The organism is Pseudomonas putida, assembly GCA_041879295.1.
Lineage (GTDB): Bacteria > Pseudomonadota > Gammaproteobacteria > Pseudomonadales > Pseudomonadaceae > Aquipseudomonas > Aquipseudomonas putida_Y.
The window spans coordinates 1,426,232-1,440,880 of sequence record CP047152.1 but is presented as its reverse complement, the minus strand read 5'-3'; the positions used below and the strand labels follow the sequence as shown (position 1 = coordinate 1,440,880).

At 61.5% G+C, this 14,649-nt stretch carries 15 protein-coding genes and 1 tRNA gene; 5 read left to right on the top strand and 11 right to left on the bottom strand.

Annotation, left to right across the window (positions count from 1 at the left end; all coding sequences use genetic code 11):
• Positions 1 to 111 precede the first annotated feature (111 nt).
• Complete coding sequence (locus GST84_06675; protein ID XGB12060.1) at positions 112 to 1,203, bottom strand: NADH:flavin oxidoreductase/NADH oxidase; 1,092 nt, start codon at positions 1,201 to 1,203, stop codon at positions 112 to 114.
• A 49-nt stretch (positions 1,204 to 1,252) separates the two neighbouring features.
• Here GST84_06675 and GST84_06670 point away from each other — a divergent pair, with 49 nt between their 5' ends.
• Positions 1,253 to 1,588, top strand: a complete 336-nt coding sequence (locus tag GST84_06670; protein ID XGB12059.1) for a helix-turn-helix domain-containing protein — start codon at positions 1,253 to 1,255, stop codon at positions 1,586 to 1,588.
• Positions 1,589 to 1,717: 129 nt separating this feature from the next.
• Here GST84_06670 and mqo read toward each other — a convergent pair whose 3' ends face one another.
• Complete coding sequence (gene mqo, locus GST84_06665) at positions 1,718 to 3,355, bottom strand: malate dehydrogenase (quinone) (protein ID XGB12058.1); 1,638 nt, start codon at positions 3,353 to 3,355, stop codon at positions 1,718 to 1,720.
• Between the two features lie 328 nt (positions 3,356 to 3,683).
• Entirely contained in the window at positions 3,684 to 3,875 is a 192-nt protein-coding gene (locus tag GST84_06660; GenBank protein XGB12057.1) for a DUF4223 domain-containing protein, read from the bottom strand.
• 190 nt (positions 3,876 to 4,065) lie between these two features.
• Here GST84_06660 and GST84_06655 point away from each other — a divergent pair, with 190 nt between their 5' ends.
• Positions 4,066 to 4,683, top strand: a complete 618-nt coding sequence (locus GST84_06655) for a LysE family transporter (GenBank protein ID XGB12056.1) — start codon at positions 4,066 to 4,068, stop codon at positions 4,681 to 4,683.
• Positions 4,684 to 4,778: 95 nt separating this feature from the next.
• Here GST84_06655 and GST84_06650 read toward each other — a convergent pair whose 3' ends face one another.
• Genes GST84_06650 through GST84_06640 form a run of 3 tightly spaced genes read right to left on the bottom strand, consistent with a single transcriptional unit; the run spans position 4,779 to position 8,747 of the window.
• Positions 4,779 to 5,987 (bottom strand): hypothetical protein, encoded by a 1,209-nt coding sequence (locus GST84_06650; GenBank protein ID XGB12055.1) that lies wholly within the window; start codon positions 5,985 to 5,987, stop codon positions 4,779 to 4,781.
• Positions 5,988 to 5,997: 10 nt separating this feature from the next.
• Entirely contained in the window at positions 5,998 to 7,878 is a 1,881-nt protein-coding gene (locus GST84_06645) for a hypothetical protein (GenBank protein ID XGB12054.1), read from the bottom strand.
• A gap of 8 nt (positions 7,879 to 7,886) precedes the next feature.
• Positions 7,887 to 8,747 carry an SH3 domain-containing protein gene (locus GST84_06640; protein XGB12053.1) on the bottom strand — a complete coding sequence of 287 codons (861 nt, stop codon included), beginning with the start codon at positions 8,745 to 8,747 and terminating at the stop codon, positions 7,887 to 7,889.
• Between the two features lie 640 nt (positions 8,748 to 9,387).
• On the opposite strand from GST84_06640, the gene GST84_06635 reads away from it, so the two are divergent.
• Both GST84_06635 and GST84_06630 read left to right on the top strand, forming a co-directional pair.
• Positions 9,388 to 9,651 (top strand): hypothetical protein, encoded by a 264-nt coding sequence (locus tag GST84_06635; protein XGB12052.1) that lies wholly within the window; start codon positions 9,388 to 9,390, stop codon positions 9,649 to 9,651.
• Positions 9,652 to 9,787: 136 nt separating this feature from the next.
• Positions 9,788 to 10,060 (top strand): DUF3077 domain-containing protein, encoded by a 273-nt coding sequence (locus tag GST84_06630; GenBank protein XGB12051.1) that lies wholly within the window; start codon positions 9,788 to 9,790, stop codon positions 10,058 to 10,060.
• A gap of 53 nt (positions 10,061 to 10,113) precedes the next feature.
• On the opposite strand, the gene GST84_06625 is transcribed toward GST84_06630, so the two are convergent.
• From GST84_06625 to GST84_06605, 5 genes are all read right to left on the bottom strand, one after another.
• A tRNA-Ser gene (locus GST84_06625) sits at positions 10,114 to 10,203 on the bottom strand.
• Between the two features lie 91 nt (positions 10,204 to 10,294).
• A complete protein-coding gene (gene purC, locus GST84_06620; protein XGB12050.1) occupies positions 10,295 to 11,005 on the bottom strand; it encodes a phosphoribosylaminoimidazolesuccinocarboxamide synthase in 711 nt (236 codons plus the stop codon).
• A 30-nt stretch (positions 11,006 to 11,035) separates the two neighbouring features.
• Positions 11,036 to 11,794: an MBL fold metallo-hydrolase gene (locus GST84_06615; GenBank protein XGB12049.1), complete on the bottom strand. Its 759-nt coding sequence runs from the start codon at positions 11,792 to 11,794 to the stop codon at positions 11,036 to 11,038.
• Positions 11,795 to 12,916: an outer membrane protein assembly factor BamC gene (gene bamC, locus GST84_06610; protein ID XGB12048.1), complete on the bottom strand. Its 1,122-nt coding sequence runs from the start codon at positions 12,914 to 12,916 to the stop codon at positions 11,795 to 11,797.
• Between the two features lie 15 nt (positions 12,917 to 12,931).
• Positions 12,932 to 13,819 (bottom strand): 4-hydroxy-tetrahydrodipicolinate synthase, encoded by an 888-nt coding sequence (locus GST84_06605; GenBank protein XGB12047.1) that lies wholly within the window; start codon positions 13,817 to 13,819, stop codon positions 12,932 to 12,934.
• A 259-nt stretch (positions 13,820 to 14,078) separates the two neighbouring features.
• Between GST84_06605 and GST84_06600 the strand changes: the two genes are divergently transcribed.
• Positions 14,079 to 14,639: a glycine cleavage system protein R gene (locus GST84_06600; protein ID XGB12046.1), complete on the top strand. Its 561-nt coding sequence runs from the start codon at positions 14,079 to 14,081 to the stop codon at positions 14,637 to 14,639.
• Positions 14,640 to 14,649: the final 10 nt, after the last annotated feature.

Sequence of the window (14,649 nt, the reverse complement as noted above, 5' to 3'; positions counted from 1 at the left end):
TCTTCGCGGGCAAGCCCGCTCCCACAGAGAGGGTGCAGCATCTGAAACCTGTGGTGTCTCTGTGGGGACGGGCTTGCCCGAGAAAGGGCTGCAAAGCAGCCCCTCCAAACCTCAGCGGTAACGCTCGAGCCAGTGCGCATACGGTGCCGGCAAGGTCCAGGAGGCTTTTTCCACCCCCAGTTCCTTGGCCGCAAAGTAAGCCCAGTGCGGGTCGGCCAGGTGCGCGCGCCCTACCGAAACCAGATCCAGCTGGTTGGCCTGCAATGCGGCCTCCGCCAACTGCGGCGTACCAAAGCCCCACGCCGACGTCACGGGCAGCTTTGCCTCGCGGCGCACGCGCTCGGCAATAGGCCCCATGAACGCGGGCCCCCAGGGGATGTTGGTGTCGGGAATGGTGAAGCCGACACTCACGCTCAGCAGGTCGAGCCCACCGGCCTTGAAGCGACGGGCCAGTTCGATCGACTCTTCCAGGGTCTGCTCATCGCGGCCATCATATTCCAACACACCAAAGCGCGCGGTCAGCGGCAGGTTCTCCGGCCACACTTCGCGCACGGCGGCCAGTGTTTCCAGCAGGAAGCGGCTGCGGTTGTCGAAGCTGCCACCGTAGGCATCGGTGCGCTTGTTGGAGTGCTCAGAGAAGAAGCTCTGACCCAGGTAGCCATGGGCAAAGTGCAGTTCGATCCACTCGAAGCCGGCATCACGCGCACGGCGGGCAGCATCGACGAAGTCCTGCTTGACCCGGGCGATATCGTCCAGCGTCATTTCCCGTGGCACCTTCGGCAGGTGCGCGCCAAAGGCAATGGCAGACGGGGCAATGGTCTCCCAGCCGCGCGTGTCGTCGGCGGCAATGTGATCATCACCCTCCCACGGGCGGTTGGCGCTGGCCTTGCGCCCGGCGTGGGCAATCTGGATACCCGGCACGGAACCGGCAGCCTTGATGGCCTGCACCACCGGTACGAACGCCTGAGCGTGGGCATCGCTCCAGATACCGGCGCAACCGGGGGTGATACGCCCTTCCGGCGCCACAGCAGTGGCCTCGACCACCAGCAAGCCCGCACCACCACGGGCCAGCCCGGCCAGGTGCACATGGTGCCAGTCGTTGATCATGCCGTCTTCGGCCATGTATTGGCACATCGGCGGAATGGCAATGCGGTTTCGCAGGGTGACGTCTTTGAGGGTGTAGGGTTCGAATAGCGCGGACATGGGAAACTCCGGGGTCATTTGATTACTGTTGTTCGATCATAATCGAACTATGGCAATTAATGAAACCCCCGTTATCATGTCAACCATGCGAGCCTATAAACATCCCAACCCCGAAGACCTTATCCTTGAACGCCTGCTCTATGCGCTCAGCGACCCCGTGCGCCTGGAAATCGTCCGCCACCTGGCCGGCGTGGCCGAGGCCAGCTGTGGCGAGCTGGACGGAGGTCGGCCGAAGTCGAGCATGTCCCATCACTTCCGTGTGTTGCGTGATGCAGGGTTGGTGCAAACCCGCAATGTCGGGACTACCCATATGAATTCGCTGCGTAGCGAGATGCTGGATAAGCGGTTCCCGGGGTTGCTGGAGTGCATACTGCGCCAGCAGTGATACCTGTGCAGGCCTCTTCGCGGGTGAACCCGCTCCTACAGGGATGGCGATAAGCCTGAGGGTTGCGCTGTGCTTGGCAAAAAAAAGCCACGAGGTCTCCCCCGTGGCTAGTTTCACAACAATGGCCGATTACAGCGCCATGTCGTTCTCGGGCTTGCTCTCAACCGGGTCGCTCACCGCGCCACCGAACTCAACGCTGGCGTCGATCACCGGCGGTTTCCCCAGCTGCAGCACTTCAGCGGTGTAGTTCCACTCTTTCTGGGTGGCCGCTGCCGAATCGTTCAGCTTGGTGCCGTAGCTCGGCACGATTTCCTTGATCTTGGCCTGCCACTCTGGGGTAGCGACCTTCTCCTTGAACACCGTTTCCAGCACGTGCAGCATGATCGGCGCAGCAGTCGAAGCACCCGGCGAGGCACCCAGCAGGCCCGCGATGGTGCGGTCTTCGGACGCCACCACTTCAGTGCCCAGCTTCAGCACGCCGCCCTTCTCGGCATCACGTTTGATGATTTGCACGCGCTGGCCGGCCTGCCACAGGCGCCATTCTTCTTTCTTGGCGTTCGGGAAGTAGGTGCGCAGGGCTTCGAAGCGGTCATCGTCAGACAGCATCAGCTGGCCAGCGAGGTACTCGACCAGTGGGTACTGGTCGATACCGACTTTGGTCATCGGCCACACGTTGTGGGTGGTGGTGCTGCTCAGCAGGTCCAGGTACGAGCCATTCTTCAGGAACTTGGTCGAGAAGGTGGCGAACGGGCCAAACAGGATCACGCGCTTGCCATCCAGCACACGGGTGTCCAGGTGCGGGACCGACATGGGTGGTGCACCGGTCGAGGCGATACCATAGGCCTTGGCCATGTGCTGCATGGCCACGGTCGGGTTCTCGGTCACCAGGAACGAACCGCCTACCGGGAAGCCTGCGTATTCCTTGGCTTCCGGAATACCCGACTTCTGCAGCAGCTTCAATGCGCCGCCGCCGGCACCGATGAACAGGAATTTGGCGTCGGTGGCCGACTCGGTGCCGTCCTTCAGGTTCTTGTATTCGACGTGCCAGGAGCCGTCCTTGTTGCGGGTGATGTCCTGCACTTCGCTGGACAGCTTCAGGTCGAAGCCTTTCTGGGTCTGCAGGTGGCCGACGAACTGACGGGTGATCTCGCCAAAGTTGACGTCGGTGCCGATTGGCGTCCAGGTCACGGCCAGCTTCTGGTTCGGGTCGCGGCCTTCCATCATCAGCGGGACCCACTTGGCGATCTGCGCGTGGTCCTCGGAGTACTGCATCGGGCGGAACAGCGGGCTGGTCTGCAGTGCGTCGTAACGTTTCTTGAGGAACTTGATGTTGTCATCGCCCCACACGAAGCTCATGTGCGGTGTGGTGTTGATGAACGAGTGCGGGTTCTTCAGTACGCCCTGGCGTACCTGCCACGACCAGAACTGGCGGGAGATCTGGAAGGCTTCGTTGATTTCGATGGCCTTGGAGATGTTGACGTTGCCGTCTTTGTCTTCCGGGGTGTAGTTCAGCTCGGCCAGCGCGGAGTGGCCGGTACCGGCGTTGTTCCAGCCGTTGGAGCTTTCTTCGGCCACGCCATCCAGGCGCTCGACCATTTCCATCGACCAGCTTGGCTCCAGCTCGTGCAGCCACACGGCCAGGGTGGAGCTCATGATGCCGCCGCCGACCAGCAGCACGTCTACTTTTTTGGTTTCTGCAGCGTGCGCTTGAATGACGCTTGCAGCGACCGCCAGACCCAGCAAGGTCTTGCCAGCTTTCTTGAACATTGATCATTTCCAGTCAGGAGAACAGAGTGAGGGCCTGTGGCTGGCCCCGGTATAGCGTGTTCTTCAGCGCAGGCTTGTTGTTGATCATTGTTCAGCAGCCAGAGAACCAGAAAACGACTCGGCCTTTAGTCGAATTGACCGACAAGGCTGAATCGTTTTTCCGATTGTATCTGAAATGCCAGCACAAACAAATTGCAGGCCGGAGCGTCAAGGCGACCGGTTGCCCCAGCGGCAGAATGTCACGCCAAAAAACAAAAACCCCCGACCATGTACATGACCGGGGGTCTTGGATCACGCCGCAAGCGTCGCGATCAGGGTACCGCCAAGATTACTGCTGCTGAGGCAGTTTATCGATCGGGCCGCAGCCACCGATGATCTTGGAGATGGAAACCGAAGGGTGGAACAGGTAGTCGTAGGTGCAGTTTTTCGGTTGGTTGTAAACCTGGCCAGTGCAACCCGACAGCAGGGCAACACCCGAAACGACAGCAACGGCAACGGTGGCCTTGAACAGCTTTTTCATTACTCAGTCCTTTAAATGAATCATCTTCGACCATCGTCTGATGGCCGCGGAATCATACAGACTCCAGGCATTGGATCCAAGCCGCACTTGGCACAGGTTCTTTGCAACTGTGCAACAACAGGTTGAAAAGCGCGCCGTTGGCGACGATAGTTCAGCGCACTGCCTTCGCAATGCCCAACAGGAACTCACCATGCTTGGCGTCACCGACTACGGCGCATTCGTCATCGCCTTCCTCATTCTTCTGGCCATCCCCGGCCCGGGCAATTTCGCCCTGATCACCGCCACCGGCAAGGGCGGTATCAAGGCAGGCCTGGCCGCGACCTGTGGCGTAATCGTGGGCGACCAGGTGCTGCTGTGGCTGGCGGTAGCCGGCGTCGCCACCCTGCTGGCCACCTACCCTGCCGCCTTTCATATGGTGCAGTGGGCGGGGGCTGCATACCTGGCCTACCTGGGCCTGCGCATGCTGCTGAGCAAACCCGGTGGTGCAGCACACATCTGCCGCATGGACAACGGCCAGTACCTGCGCCAGACCATGATGATCACCCTGCTCAACCCCAAGGCGATCATGTTCTACATGGCGTTTTTCCCGCTGTTCGTCGACCCGGTGAAGCACCAAGGGCTGGTGACGTTCGGTTTCATGGCGGCGACAGTGGCGGTGGTGACCTTCCTGTATGGGCTGATTGCCGTGGTGCTGACCCATCAACTGGCCGAGCGCATGCGCGCCAACCCGCGAATTGCCAATATGTTCGAGCGACTGGCGGGGGCTTGCCTGGTGGGATTCGGCATCAAACTGGCGGCGATGCGCTGATCCCAAGCCCAACAGGGTCCGGGCACACCTGACAGCAAAAAAAGCCCCCGGCAACTCAGGGTTCCCGGGGGCTTGCTCACTCAGCCATTACCCAATCAATTGGTTTCCAGCTGATACGCCTTGCTCACGAATAACGCTGCAAACAGGCTCTTGCCTTCCTTGAAGGTGTACTGCTCTTCGAAACTGCCGTCTTCGACCAGCTTCTGCCCGATGGCGCACTCCGAGTCGCTGTGGTTCTTGGCCTTGGCGCCAAAGTCACTGCTCCACGACGACAGCCCAACCTCCTGGCAGAAAGCTGCGAACTTCGCCTTGGGGACTTGCTGCTGGTAATCGCTGAAAGCCTCTTTCAGCGGTTTGAAGCCGCTGTAGCTCACCGAGTAGTTCTCGACCTTTGCCTTGCGCGCAAAACCACTCACTGTTTCGGCCAATACCGACTGACCGGTGTAAGGGCTGTATGCACCAATCAGCATGGCACTGAGCGCACTCTTGAGTTGGGTTTCGACATCGTCCAGCTCCGGCAGCGACTGGAAGTCGGCCTTGCGCACGATCTCACCTACCTTGGAGCCATCGTTGCGGTGGGTCACGACAAACGCCATCGAGCCTTCACCGTCACTGGAGCGCTTGATGGTGAAGTCCAGGTCAACCGTGGTGCCAAAATCGCCCGTACTGCTGACCAGAAACGCGCCTGTCACCGGCTGGCGGACCGCCATGTTGGCCCCCCAGGCGAACCCCGACTCAGTGGCCCGGCCATTGGCGGTCAGCTCTGCACGTGGCTGGATCTCGTCGCTGACATCAGCCACCAGAACCACTTCGGCGCCCTTGCTGGCAACGTAGGGGTTGGCCATCTGCATGCCGAGCAGCTGGATGTGAATGGTACCGTCCTTGCTGTCACCGTCGTGAGACAGCTTCAGCGCATCGGCTTTCAGGTATATGCCGGCAACATTACGGCTGACGTTGAGCTGGTACTTGGCCCAACCCGCCAGGCCTTCTTCCGTCGAACTGCCGCGGACCGATTCCATCAAGCCTGACAGGCCGCGCATGAACTGTTGGGCGCCGTTGGTCTGCGCCGCAGTGACACGGATTTCAGGCTCGGCGACGGTCAGGTTGCCGGAAAACGCCGAGTAGGAAATGTCCCCCTCAGACAGTACATCCTCAAGGAAATAGCGCTCCTTGAAGTCGTCGTAGTAGGCCAGCGCAGCCTTCTTACCCGAGCTGGAGACCATCGCATAGCCACCGCCGAGCACCAGCACCGCCGCGGCCACACCGCCAATCAGCAGCTGCTTCTTGTTCATCTGTTTGATCATGGTGTTTGCCTCACTGGACCATCGCGGAAGCGCTGTTCCAGTCGTTCACGTACTTTTGGGAGACCTCGGGGGTCCAGCTGAAATCGATACCGGCGTTGGGGAATTCCTTGGCCAGTACGGCACCGAACGACACGCGGTCGGCACAGTGGTCCTGCTTGCAAGCCTCGGGCTCACCCACGCTGTAGGCCCGGTAGGTAGGCACGGCACGGCCATCGTCCAGCGGGTAGTACGGCGTGGCGTTGGCCACCTGGGTCACGTACCAGCCTTCGCTGTATTCCTCGTCCGCAACCAGACGGCCCTTGCTCGGGAAGTCGATGGTGTAGAAGTCGCCCTGCGTGCCGGTAACGTGCACCATCATCGGCGTCACGCTGGCCGAGGTCGCAGGGTTTTGCTGCTCCAATGGCGAAGCGAAGCGCACCTTGATGCCGGCCATTTGTGCCAGCGCCTCGGTTTCACGCCCCTTGAAGTCGCTCATGCCATCCTGCAACTGCTGGTAACGCTCCAGTACGCGGGTATGCACGCGGGCCAGTTCCTGTTGGCGCTGACGCTCTTCACGCACCCGCCGCTGCTCACGCTGAACCGCCCAGTTCGTACCCTCGCGCACATCGAAGAACAGGCCCTGACGGTTGATGCCGATGCGGTTGCGGGTAATCTTCTGCGCGTCATTGCCCCAGATGTTGTTCGAGATCGCCGACAGGTCCTTGACGATGAACAGGGTGGCCACATCAGTGGTGGTCGGCGAGGTGGTCTTGATCAGGTCGAAGATTTCCAGCGCGGCTTCCTTGTACTTGGCCGCGTCCAGAGCAAACGACTCGTCCGGGGTGACCACCACGTAGTACGGGTCGCTGCCGAACGGGCGCAGTACGCCGTAGCTGGAACGGCTGAAGGTCAGGTACACCTTCATCTGCCGGCCGGGGATTTCGCCCACCAGGAACGCGGCTTGGTCAGCTTGCGCGGTGAGGTAGGAAACAGCCTTGTTCTTCACCGCAGGCTCGAGGTTCTTGATGAAGATCAGGCCGCTCGGGTGCGCGTAGACGCGGTTCCAGTTATCACCCCGGTAGGTGCCCACGGCCTTCCAGCTGATTTTTTCGAAGCTGCCTTCGCCAAAGCCGGAGGCCGGGCACGGCATGGCCGGGGTGGTGCCGAACGACAGGGTGTCGCCATCGCCGATGATCGACTTGCTGAGCACCCATTTGCAGCCGGCGCCGTCCGTTACCTGCATCAGGTTGCGGTTTTCCAGGACCACCGAGCGGCCGAAGTCCGAGGTGGGGGCTACTGCTACTGCTGTGGCAGGTGCCGGGACAGGCGGCACAACAGGGGCTGGTGCCGGGGCTTCGGCGGCCGGCGCAGGGGCCGGTTCTGCAGCTACGGCTGGGGCAGGCGCGGGAGCCGGGGTAGCTTCTGCTTTCGCGGGTGCGGCTTCAACTACCGCCGGGGCTGGCTCAGCAGCAGGGGCTGAAGCCGCTGCAGCAGCAACCGGTGCTTCTGGCTGCACAGGTGCCGGCACTGGCGCAGGTGCTGCAACCGGCGCAGGGGAAACTGCGGCAGGCGCGGCCGCCAGGGTGACCAGCCCCAGGTTGCTGGCATTGCCCGAGCCGCTGGCGTACAGGTTGCCCTTGGCATCGACCGCCTTCCAGCTCACCTTGGCAGTGGAGCAGTCCTTGGCGAACACGAACGGCAGCTTGGTCAGCAGGCCAGACAGCAGCTCCTGGTTGTCCCACGCCGGGCGGGTGATGGTCAGGTCGACCTGGGGCTTGCACCAGCTGGTGGCATCCCCAGGCACTTCGACCTTGATGTTGTCTTTCTTGGAAAAGGCCAGCTCATGGGCGAACGCCTGCGGTACCAGACCACAAGCGCCGATCACTGCCAGCGCGAGCGCGTGCTTTTTCATGGATTTCCTCAGATCAGTTCCCAGGTGCCATTGGCTTGTTTGCAGAAGGTGTTCTGCTCTTGCTCAGTCTTGCCGCTTTGCGATTTCAGGCTGACGGTGACAGGGCGGCAGGCCGCTTCGGCGGCAACTGTCTGGGTCGGCAGCGACTGCACCGAGTCCAGGTCGAAGCCTTGGGTTTCCTTGCTGGCAGCAACGTCCAGCTCGTCCAGGTTCACCGCCGGGGTCACGCGCTTGGCCACGGCCTGGGCCTTGGGCTCGACGTAGTTCTTGTGCACATAGCCAACGGTCACACCCTTGCGCCCGACCAGGATCCAGTCACCGGTGGAGCCCACGGCGGTGAATTCGGTGTGGTTCTTCAGGCTGCCGACCTTCTCGCCAGTCTGATTGGGCGCGGCGCGCACATTGAGGTTGTCGCTGGTGGTCACATACGGCTCGTTGATCAGCTTCATCGACGGCACCGCCTGGATCTTCGGCGCGCGCTTGACCTCGACCTGCTTGGTCTTGGTGTATTCCTTGCCCGGCACGATCTGCGCGGTGGCACCCGAATGGTCGGACTTCCAGGTCACCGGCTGGGCGCTGGCGGTGGTCTGCTGCTGGCTCAGCACCTCCTGGGTGCGCAGCGCCAGGGCCTGCTGGTCCTTCTCGTCCAGCATGTGGCCGATACGGTTGCCCATGTAGGCACCGATGCCACCCGCGATCAGGGCTGCGGCGATCTTGCCGTTACCACTGCCCATGGTCGAGCCGATGGCCACACCGGCCAGGCCACCGATCACGGTGCCCGCTTGCTCTTTGCTGATACCGAGCTGTGCACAGGCCGTGGTAGAGGCGATGGCGACCGCCAGAAGGGACGCGACGAATTTCTTGTGCAAGTGGAGCACTCCATTTTCGGTGGGGCGCACAGCCGCGTACCGCAGCCAATGGTTGGCGGCAGCATTCAAAGTTGTGCGGGGTTTTCAGAAAGTGCGCAGCACTGGCCGCAGACGACAATTCAGCCGTCCAGCGAGGGGCGCAGGGGGAGACCAGTACGGCGCAAAGCATCCAACGAATCCATGTCAGGAAGAGTTCATCGCCCAGCGCGCGTAGTCATTACGGCGTGTGGCCTGGGCGTGAGTGGCGTATCAGAGCGCCGCATTGTAGCCTAAGGTGCCATTGGCAGTTCAAGACAAAATGTTGCAGGAAGCCTGTCTGATGTATTGGTAGAAATCCGTCCTACAACTTGCACTCAGAATTATCCCCTTCCTTGTAGGGCGTTTCCCAAACATACTTCCAACCCGCTCAAACGGTTGCGACGGATTCGGTCGCGCTCTAGTCTCGGCTCGTCGTTGTGAAATCAGCGACCGGCTTTGACAGGCCGACTACTCAAGTTTCCGTTGCAGCGCTTAATGGCAGCTGTGCATGGGGCACATTCGTGTGCGCCGGGTCCTTGGGTACCGGTCTGTCAACCCATGTATAGCTGCCTCCATTCGTTTGACAGCGTTGCCAGGCGGCTCCACTACCCAAGGAGCTTACATGCGCAAGACAGTCCCCGATCCGCCCTACTCCCCCGATTCCACCCAGATCCTGCAAGACACCCTGGTCCAGTCTTCAGAGTACGTGCTCTGCGCCCTGTCCGTGGCCCGCCAATCCGTGCAACTCGAACCTACCGCCCACAGCTCGATCGTGATGCAGGCCGTAATTCATGAAATGGAAGCGGTACAGGGGCTGGTCGAGTCGGCGTTGATGCAGTTGCAGATGCGGCCGCATTTACCCACAGAGCCTCACACCTTGCATTAGCAGGTCAGGCCTCTTCGCGGGCACGCCCGCTCCCACAGGGTCATCACAGCCGTCACGCACTGCACAGTACCTGTGGGAGCGGGCGAGCCCGCGAAGAGGCCAGCCCAGGCAACCCAAAATCCAGGGAAACAAAACAATGCCCACCGACAACACACCAGAACCCACCACAGTCGGCAAGACCTGCTTCTACCAAGGCGAAAACAACACCCACCCGCTGTTCCGCATCGAGCCCGGCATCCCCTGCCAGGACGCCCGCGAGCAGGCCTCCGAACTGATGGGTTACGTGCGCGACCTGATCATCACCGGCCTGATGGACGGCGACCAGAAACTGATCTGGGCCTCGCATTACCTGAGCGCAATGGCCAAGGCGCTGCTGGATGATGCTGAGTTGGGGATGATGAAAAAGTAAGCCGCAACGAAAAAGCCCCCGAAAGCTTTCGCTTCCAGGGGCTTGATCTTGTATGGCGGAGAGATAGGGATTTGAACCCTAGGTACTGTTGCCAGTACAACGGATTTCGAATCCGTCCCGTTCGACCACTCCGGCATCTCTCCAATGCCGCGCATCATACCAGCGTTCTTTTAAAACGCAAACCTTTTTTTCAAAAAAACCGCGTGGTATCAGGCGCTTGCGTGAACCCGTCGCTTACAGCGGCACGCCCAGGCGCTTGGCAACTTCTTCGTAGGCTTCGATCACGTCGCCCAGGCCCTGACGGAAGCGGTCCTTGTCCATCTTCTTACGGGTTTCTTTGTCCCACAGGCGGCAGCCGTCCGGGCTGAACTCGTCGCCCAACACGATCTGGCCGTGGAATACGCCGAACTCCAGCTTGAAGTCGACCAGCAGCAGGCCGGCGTCATCGAACAGCTTGCTCAGCACTTCGTTGACCTTCAACGACAGCTTCTTCATTTCTACCAGCTGCTCGGCGGTGCCCCAGCCGAACGCGACAACGTGGGATTCGTTGATGAAGGGGTCGCCCTTTTCGTCGTTCTTCAGGAACAGCTCGAAGGTGGACGGCTCCAGCTTGATGCCCTCCTCCACGCCCAGGCGCTTGACCAGGCTGCCGGCAGCGTAGTTACGCACCACGCACTCGACCGGGATCATGTCCAGCTTCTTCACCAGGCACTCGTTGTCGCCCAGCAGCTTGTCGAACTGGGTCGGCACGCCGGCTTCTTCCAGTTTCTGCATGATGAAGGCGTTGAACTTGTTGTTCACCATGCCTTTGCGGTCGAGTTGTTCGATACGCTTGCCGTCGAACGCCGAAGTGTCGTTACGGAACAGCAGGATCAAGCGGTCGGCGTCGTCGGTCTTGTAAACCGATTTGGCCTTGCCGCGGTAAAGTTCTTCGCGTTTTTCCATGATTGGGCTCCGCTTGCTTGAGGTGTTGGGCTAGGCGATTTCGCGCCAGTCGAGCCCGTGTTCCTGATTCGCCACCTGGAGCCAGTCCGGGTCGCACCCAAGGGTGTCGACGAAGCACTGGCGGGCCAAGTGTGGCAGGTTGTTCTTGCTGCTGAGGTGGGCCAGCACCAGGTGTTGCAGGTTGTTCCAGCCCAACTCGTGCACCAGGCGCGCGGCCTGGTGGTTGTTCAAATGCCCTTGCATGCCACCCACCCGCTGCTTCAAAAAGGCCGGATAGTGACCGCGTGCCAGCAGGTCGCGGCAGTGGTTGGCCTCGATCAGCAGTGCATCCAGGCCCTGGTAACGCTCCAACAGCAGCGCGTCGTACGAACCCAGGTCAGTGAGCATGCCAAAACGCCGCTGACCATCGCTGACCACGTACTGCAATGGCTCGTAAGCATCGTGCTCGACCCGCGCTGCGGTTACTTCCAGGCTGCCGACGCGCAGGCTTTGGCCACAAGCGAGAAAACCGGCCACCTCTACCGGCTTGCGCATGCCGCGCAAGGTCCCTTGGCTGAGGTAGACCGGTACATTGTAGCGCCGTGACAGCAAGCCGACCCCATGCACGTGGTCGGCATGTTCGTGGGTGACCAGTACCGCACTGAGCTGGGCCGCCGACACGCCGAGCAGCGCCAGGCGCCGCTCGGTTTCGCGCAGGGAAAAGCCGCAATCGACCAGGATGAACGTGTCACCACTGGCGATCAGCGTGCCGTTCCCTTGGCTGCCGCTTCCGAGTACCGCGAAGCGCACTTAGCCCAGGTGGTCCTGAATGGCGCTCAGCACGCGGCGGGCGACATCGGCCGGAGCCACGGTGTTGATGTTTTTCTCGACCGTGACCTGCACGCTCTCACCCACCTTGCTCAGGCGAACCTGGTAACGCTCGGCACGGGCTTCACGCTCTTCCTTGGTCGGCTCGCTGCCGAACAGGCGGCTGAAGAAGCCAGGCTGGTTCTGCTTGTCTTCAGGCTTTTCGGACAGGTTGATGTAGTACAGGCCCAGGCTGCGGTTGATGTCTTCAACACGCCATTCGCCACCCTGCTCCAGGGCACGGCCTACGCCAGACCAGGCGCGGTCCAGGTCAGACCCCAGGTACAGCACCGGGTTGCCGCTGCCGTCTTCACTCAGGCTGACGCGGCTTGGGGCGTCGAAATCGCGCGCGGCCAGCAGCGACACCGAACCACCCTTCTCGGCGCTGCGGTTCATGCTGGCAAGCATTTCGTCGACCAGCAGGGCATCGGTGCCGATATTGCTGGAGGTGGACGGGAACGCAGGATCGGCAGTGCTGCCCGCCGGGCGCTCGACGCTGACCACATACACCTCGGAGGTGTTGCGCTGCACGCCAGGCTCCATGCGCACACGCACACGCACCTCGCTGTCACCGCTGCTGGCAGTGCTGGCCAGACGCTGGCCAAGCGATGCCGACAGCTCATCGAAACGCTGCCAGGTGGTATTGAACTCACCTGTCTGCGGGCGCTCTTCAGCAATGCGGAAGCCGTTGTCCTCGAAGAACTGCCGGGCTACCGGCCACACTTCGGCTGGCGAATGCTGGGCCAGTACCCAGCGGCTGCTGCCGCTGCGCTGCAGGCTGTAGTCGGTAACCTGGGCGGCACCGCCAGTCAGCGGTTGCGGGCGAGGCACTTCGAACTCACCCGCGACGTTATCGTCAGCGACGTTACGCGGAATCGGCAGCAGCGGGTCAAGGCGCTTGACGTTGCTGGCGTCCGGCGGCAGTTGCATCGGCGCGGTCGGGTGCGCCTGCAGGTAGTCACTGCCGCGGTCGCGGAAATAGCCATCCTCGCCCCACAGCCAGCCACACCCGCTGGTGCTGGAGATAATCAGGGCAAGGGCGGAAAGACCAGCCAGTCGCTTCATGCGGTGTACTTCCTCTTAAACCAGTACGCCGGACTGGCGCAAGGCAGTACGGACTTTTTCGTGGCAGCCTTCGCTCAGCCAGGTCAGGGGCAGGCGAATACCTTTTTGCATCAGGCCCATTTCGACGAGCGCCCATTTCACCGGGATCGGGTTGGACTCGCAGAACAGGTCTTTGTGCAGCGGCATGAGTTTTTCGTTGATTGCGCGGGCCTTCTCGGCATTGCCCTCAAGGGCGGCCTCGCACAGGTCGGCCATTTCGCGCGGAGCGACGTTGGCGGTGACGGAGATGTTGCCCTTGCCACCCATCAGGATCAGCTCGACGGCAGTCGGATCGTCGCCGGACATGACGATGAAGTCCTTGCTGACGCCATCGAGGATGGCCTTGGCGCGGGCCAGGTCGCCCGTGGCTTCCTTGATGCCGATGATGTTCGGCACGGTCGACAGGCGGATCACGGTCTCGGCCTGCATGTCGCAGGAGGTACGGCCGGGAACGTTGTAGAGGATCTGCGGGATGTCGACGGCTTCGGCAATGTGCTTGAAGTGCTGGTACAGGCCTTCTTGCGTTGGCTTGTTGTAGTACGGCACAACCAGCAGGCAGGCGTCGGCGCCAGCATTCTTGGCGTTCTGGGTCAGGTGCACGGCTTCGGCGGTGGAGTTGGCACCGGTGCCGGCGATGACCGGAATCGGTTTGGCGCTGCGTTTGACGCGCTCGACCACGTGCTTGATGACCAGGATGTGTTCTTCGACATCCAGCGTGGCCGACTCACCGGTGGTGCCGACAGCGACGATCGCATGGGTGCCGTTTTCCAGGTGGAAGTCTACAAGTTTGTCGAGGCTGCCCCAGTCAACACGCCCTTGTGCATCCATGGGTGTGACCAATGCCACCATACTGCCCGCAATCATGTAACTGCTCCTGCCGGAAAAAGAGAGCGGTAATGGTACTGGGGGCATCGACCTTGCACAAGCGAAGCAGGCGGGTGGAGCATTCCCCTCGGCGGCTTATTTCGCTACCCTTGGCCCTTTGATCGGTGCAGCGCGGCCCGCCGGGCCGTCGACCTTGCTCCCCGCCAGCGTCCAAGACCTCGCATGCGAGCCCCGGGCCCTGCCGACAGGAGGCTTTTGCCCGTCCTGTGCCGACCGCTCATCGCTTTAGGAATGCTGCATGTCCACCCCCACCGTCCGCGAACAATTCCTTGTCATCAGTGCCCTGGGCCCGAACCCCATGGAGCTGGCCAACGTCCTCAGCCGCGCTGCCTTCGAAAACCGCTGCGCGGTGGTCACCTCGCGCCTGAGCCGCCACGGCGAGACCAGCGCCCTGGTGCTGCAGGTGGGCGGCAGCTGGGACGCCCTGGCACGTCTCGAATCCACCCTGCCAGGCCTGGGCAAGAAACACGGCCTGACGCTCGACGTGGTCCGCAGCGCCGACCAGGAAGTGCGCCCGCAGGCCCTTCCATATGTGGCCTACGTCAGTGCTGCCTACCGCCCGGACATCATCAACGAGCTGTGCCAGTTCTTCCTTGACCACCGCGTCGAGCTGGAAGCCATGACCTGCGACACCTACCTGGCGCCGCAAACCGGTAGCAGCATGCTCAACGCCCAGTTCACCGTGATTCTGCCGGCCGGCACGCAGATCAGCTGGCTACGCGACCAGTTCCTGGACTTTGCCGATGCCCTGAACCTCGACGCACTGATCGAGCCATGGCGTCCCCAGAACCCAATGTAAGGAAACCGAT

Excerpts from the sequence above, each read along its gene's own strand:
- GST84_06660 (XGB12057.1), bottom strand. The coding sequence starts at position 3,875 with ATGAAAAAGCTGTTCAAGGCCACCGTTGCCGTTGCTGTCGTTTCGGGT.
- GST84_06635 (XGB12052.1), top strand. The coding sequence starts at position 9,388 with ATGCGCAAGACAGTCCCCGATCCGCCCTACTCCCCCGATTCCACCCAG.
- GST84_06670 (XGB12059.1), top strand. The coding sequence starts at position 1,253 with ATGGCAATTAATGAAACCCCCGTTATCATGTCAACCATGCGAGCCTAT.
- GST84_06650 (XGB12055.1), bottom strand. The coding sequence starts at position 5,987 with ATGATCAAACAGATGAACAAGAAGCAGCTGCTGATTGGCGGTGTGGCC.
- GST84_06605 (XGB12047.1), bottom strand. The coding sequence starts at position 13,819 with ATGATTGCGGGCAGTATGGTGGCATTGGTCACACCCATGGATGCACAA.
- GST84_06655 (XGB12056.1), top strand. The coding sequence starts at position 4,066 with ATGCTTGGCGTCACCGACTACGGCGCATTCGTCATCGCCTTCCTCATT.
- GST84_06675 (XGB12060.1), bottom strand. The coding sequence starts at position 1,203 with ATGTCCGCGCTATTCGAACCCTACACCCTCAAAGACGTCACCCTGCGA.
- GST84_06600 (XGB12046.1), top strand. The coding sequence starts at position 14,079 with ATGTCCACCCCCACCGTCCGCGAACAATTCCTTGTCATCAGTGCCCTG.
- purC (XGB12050.1), bottom strand. The coding sequence starts at position 11,005 with ATGGAAAAACGCGAAGAACTTTACCGCGGCAAGGCCAAATCGGTTTAC.
- GST84_06645 (XGB12054.1), bottom strand. The coding sequence starts at position 7,878 with ATGAAAAAGCACGCGCTCGCGCTGGCAGTGATCGGCGCTTGTGGTCTG.
- mqo (XGB12058.1), bottom strand. The coding sequence starts at position 3,355 with ATGTTCAAGAAAGCTGGCAAGACCTTGCTGGGTCTGGCGGTCGCTGCA.
- GST84_06630 (XGB12051.1), top strand. The coding sequence starts at position 9,788 with ATGCCCACCGACAACACACCAGAACCCACCACAGTCGGCAAGACCTGC.
- bamC (XGB12048.1), bottom strand. The coding sequence starts at position 12,916 with ATGAAGCGACTGGCTGGTCTTTCCGCCCTTGCCCTGATTATCTCCAGC.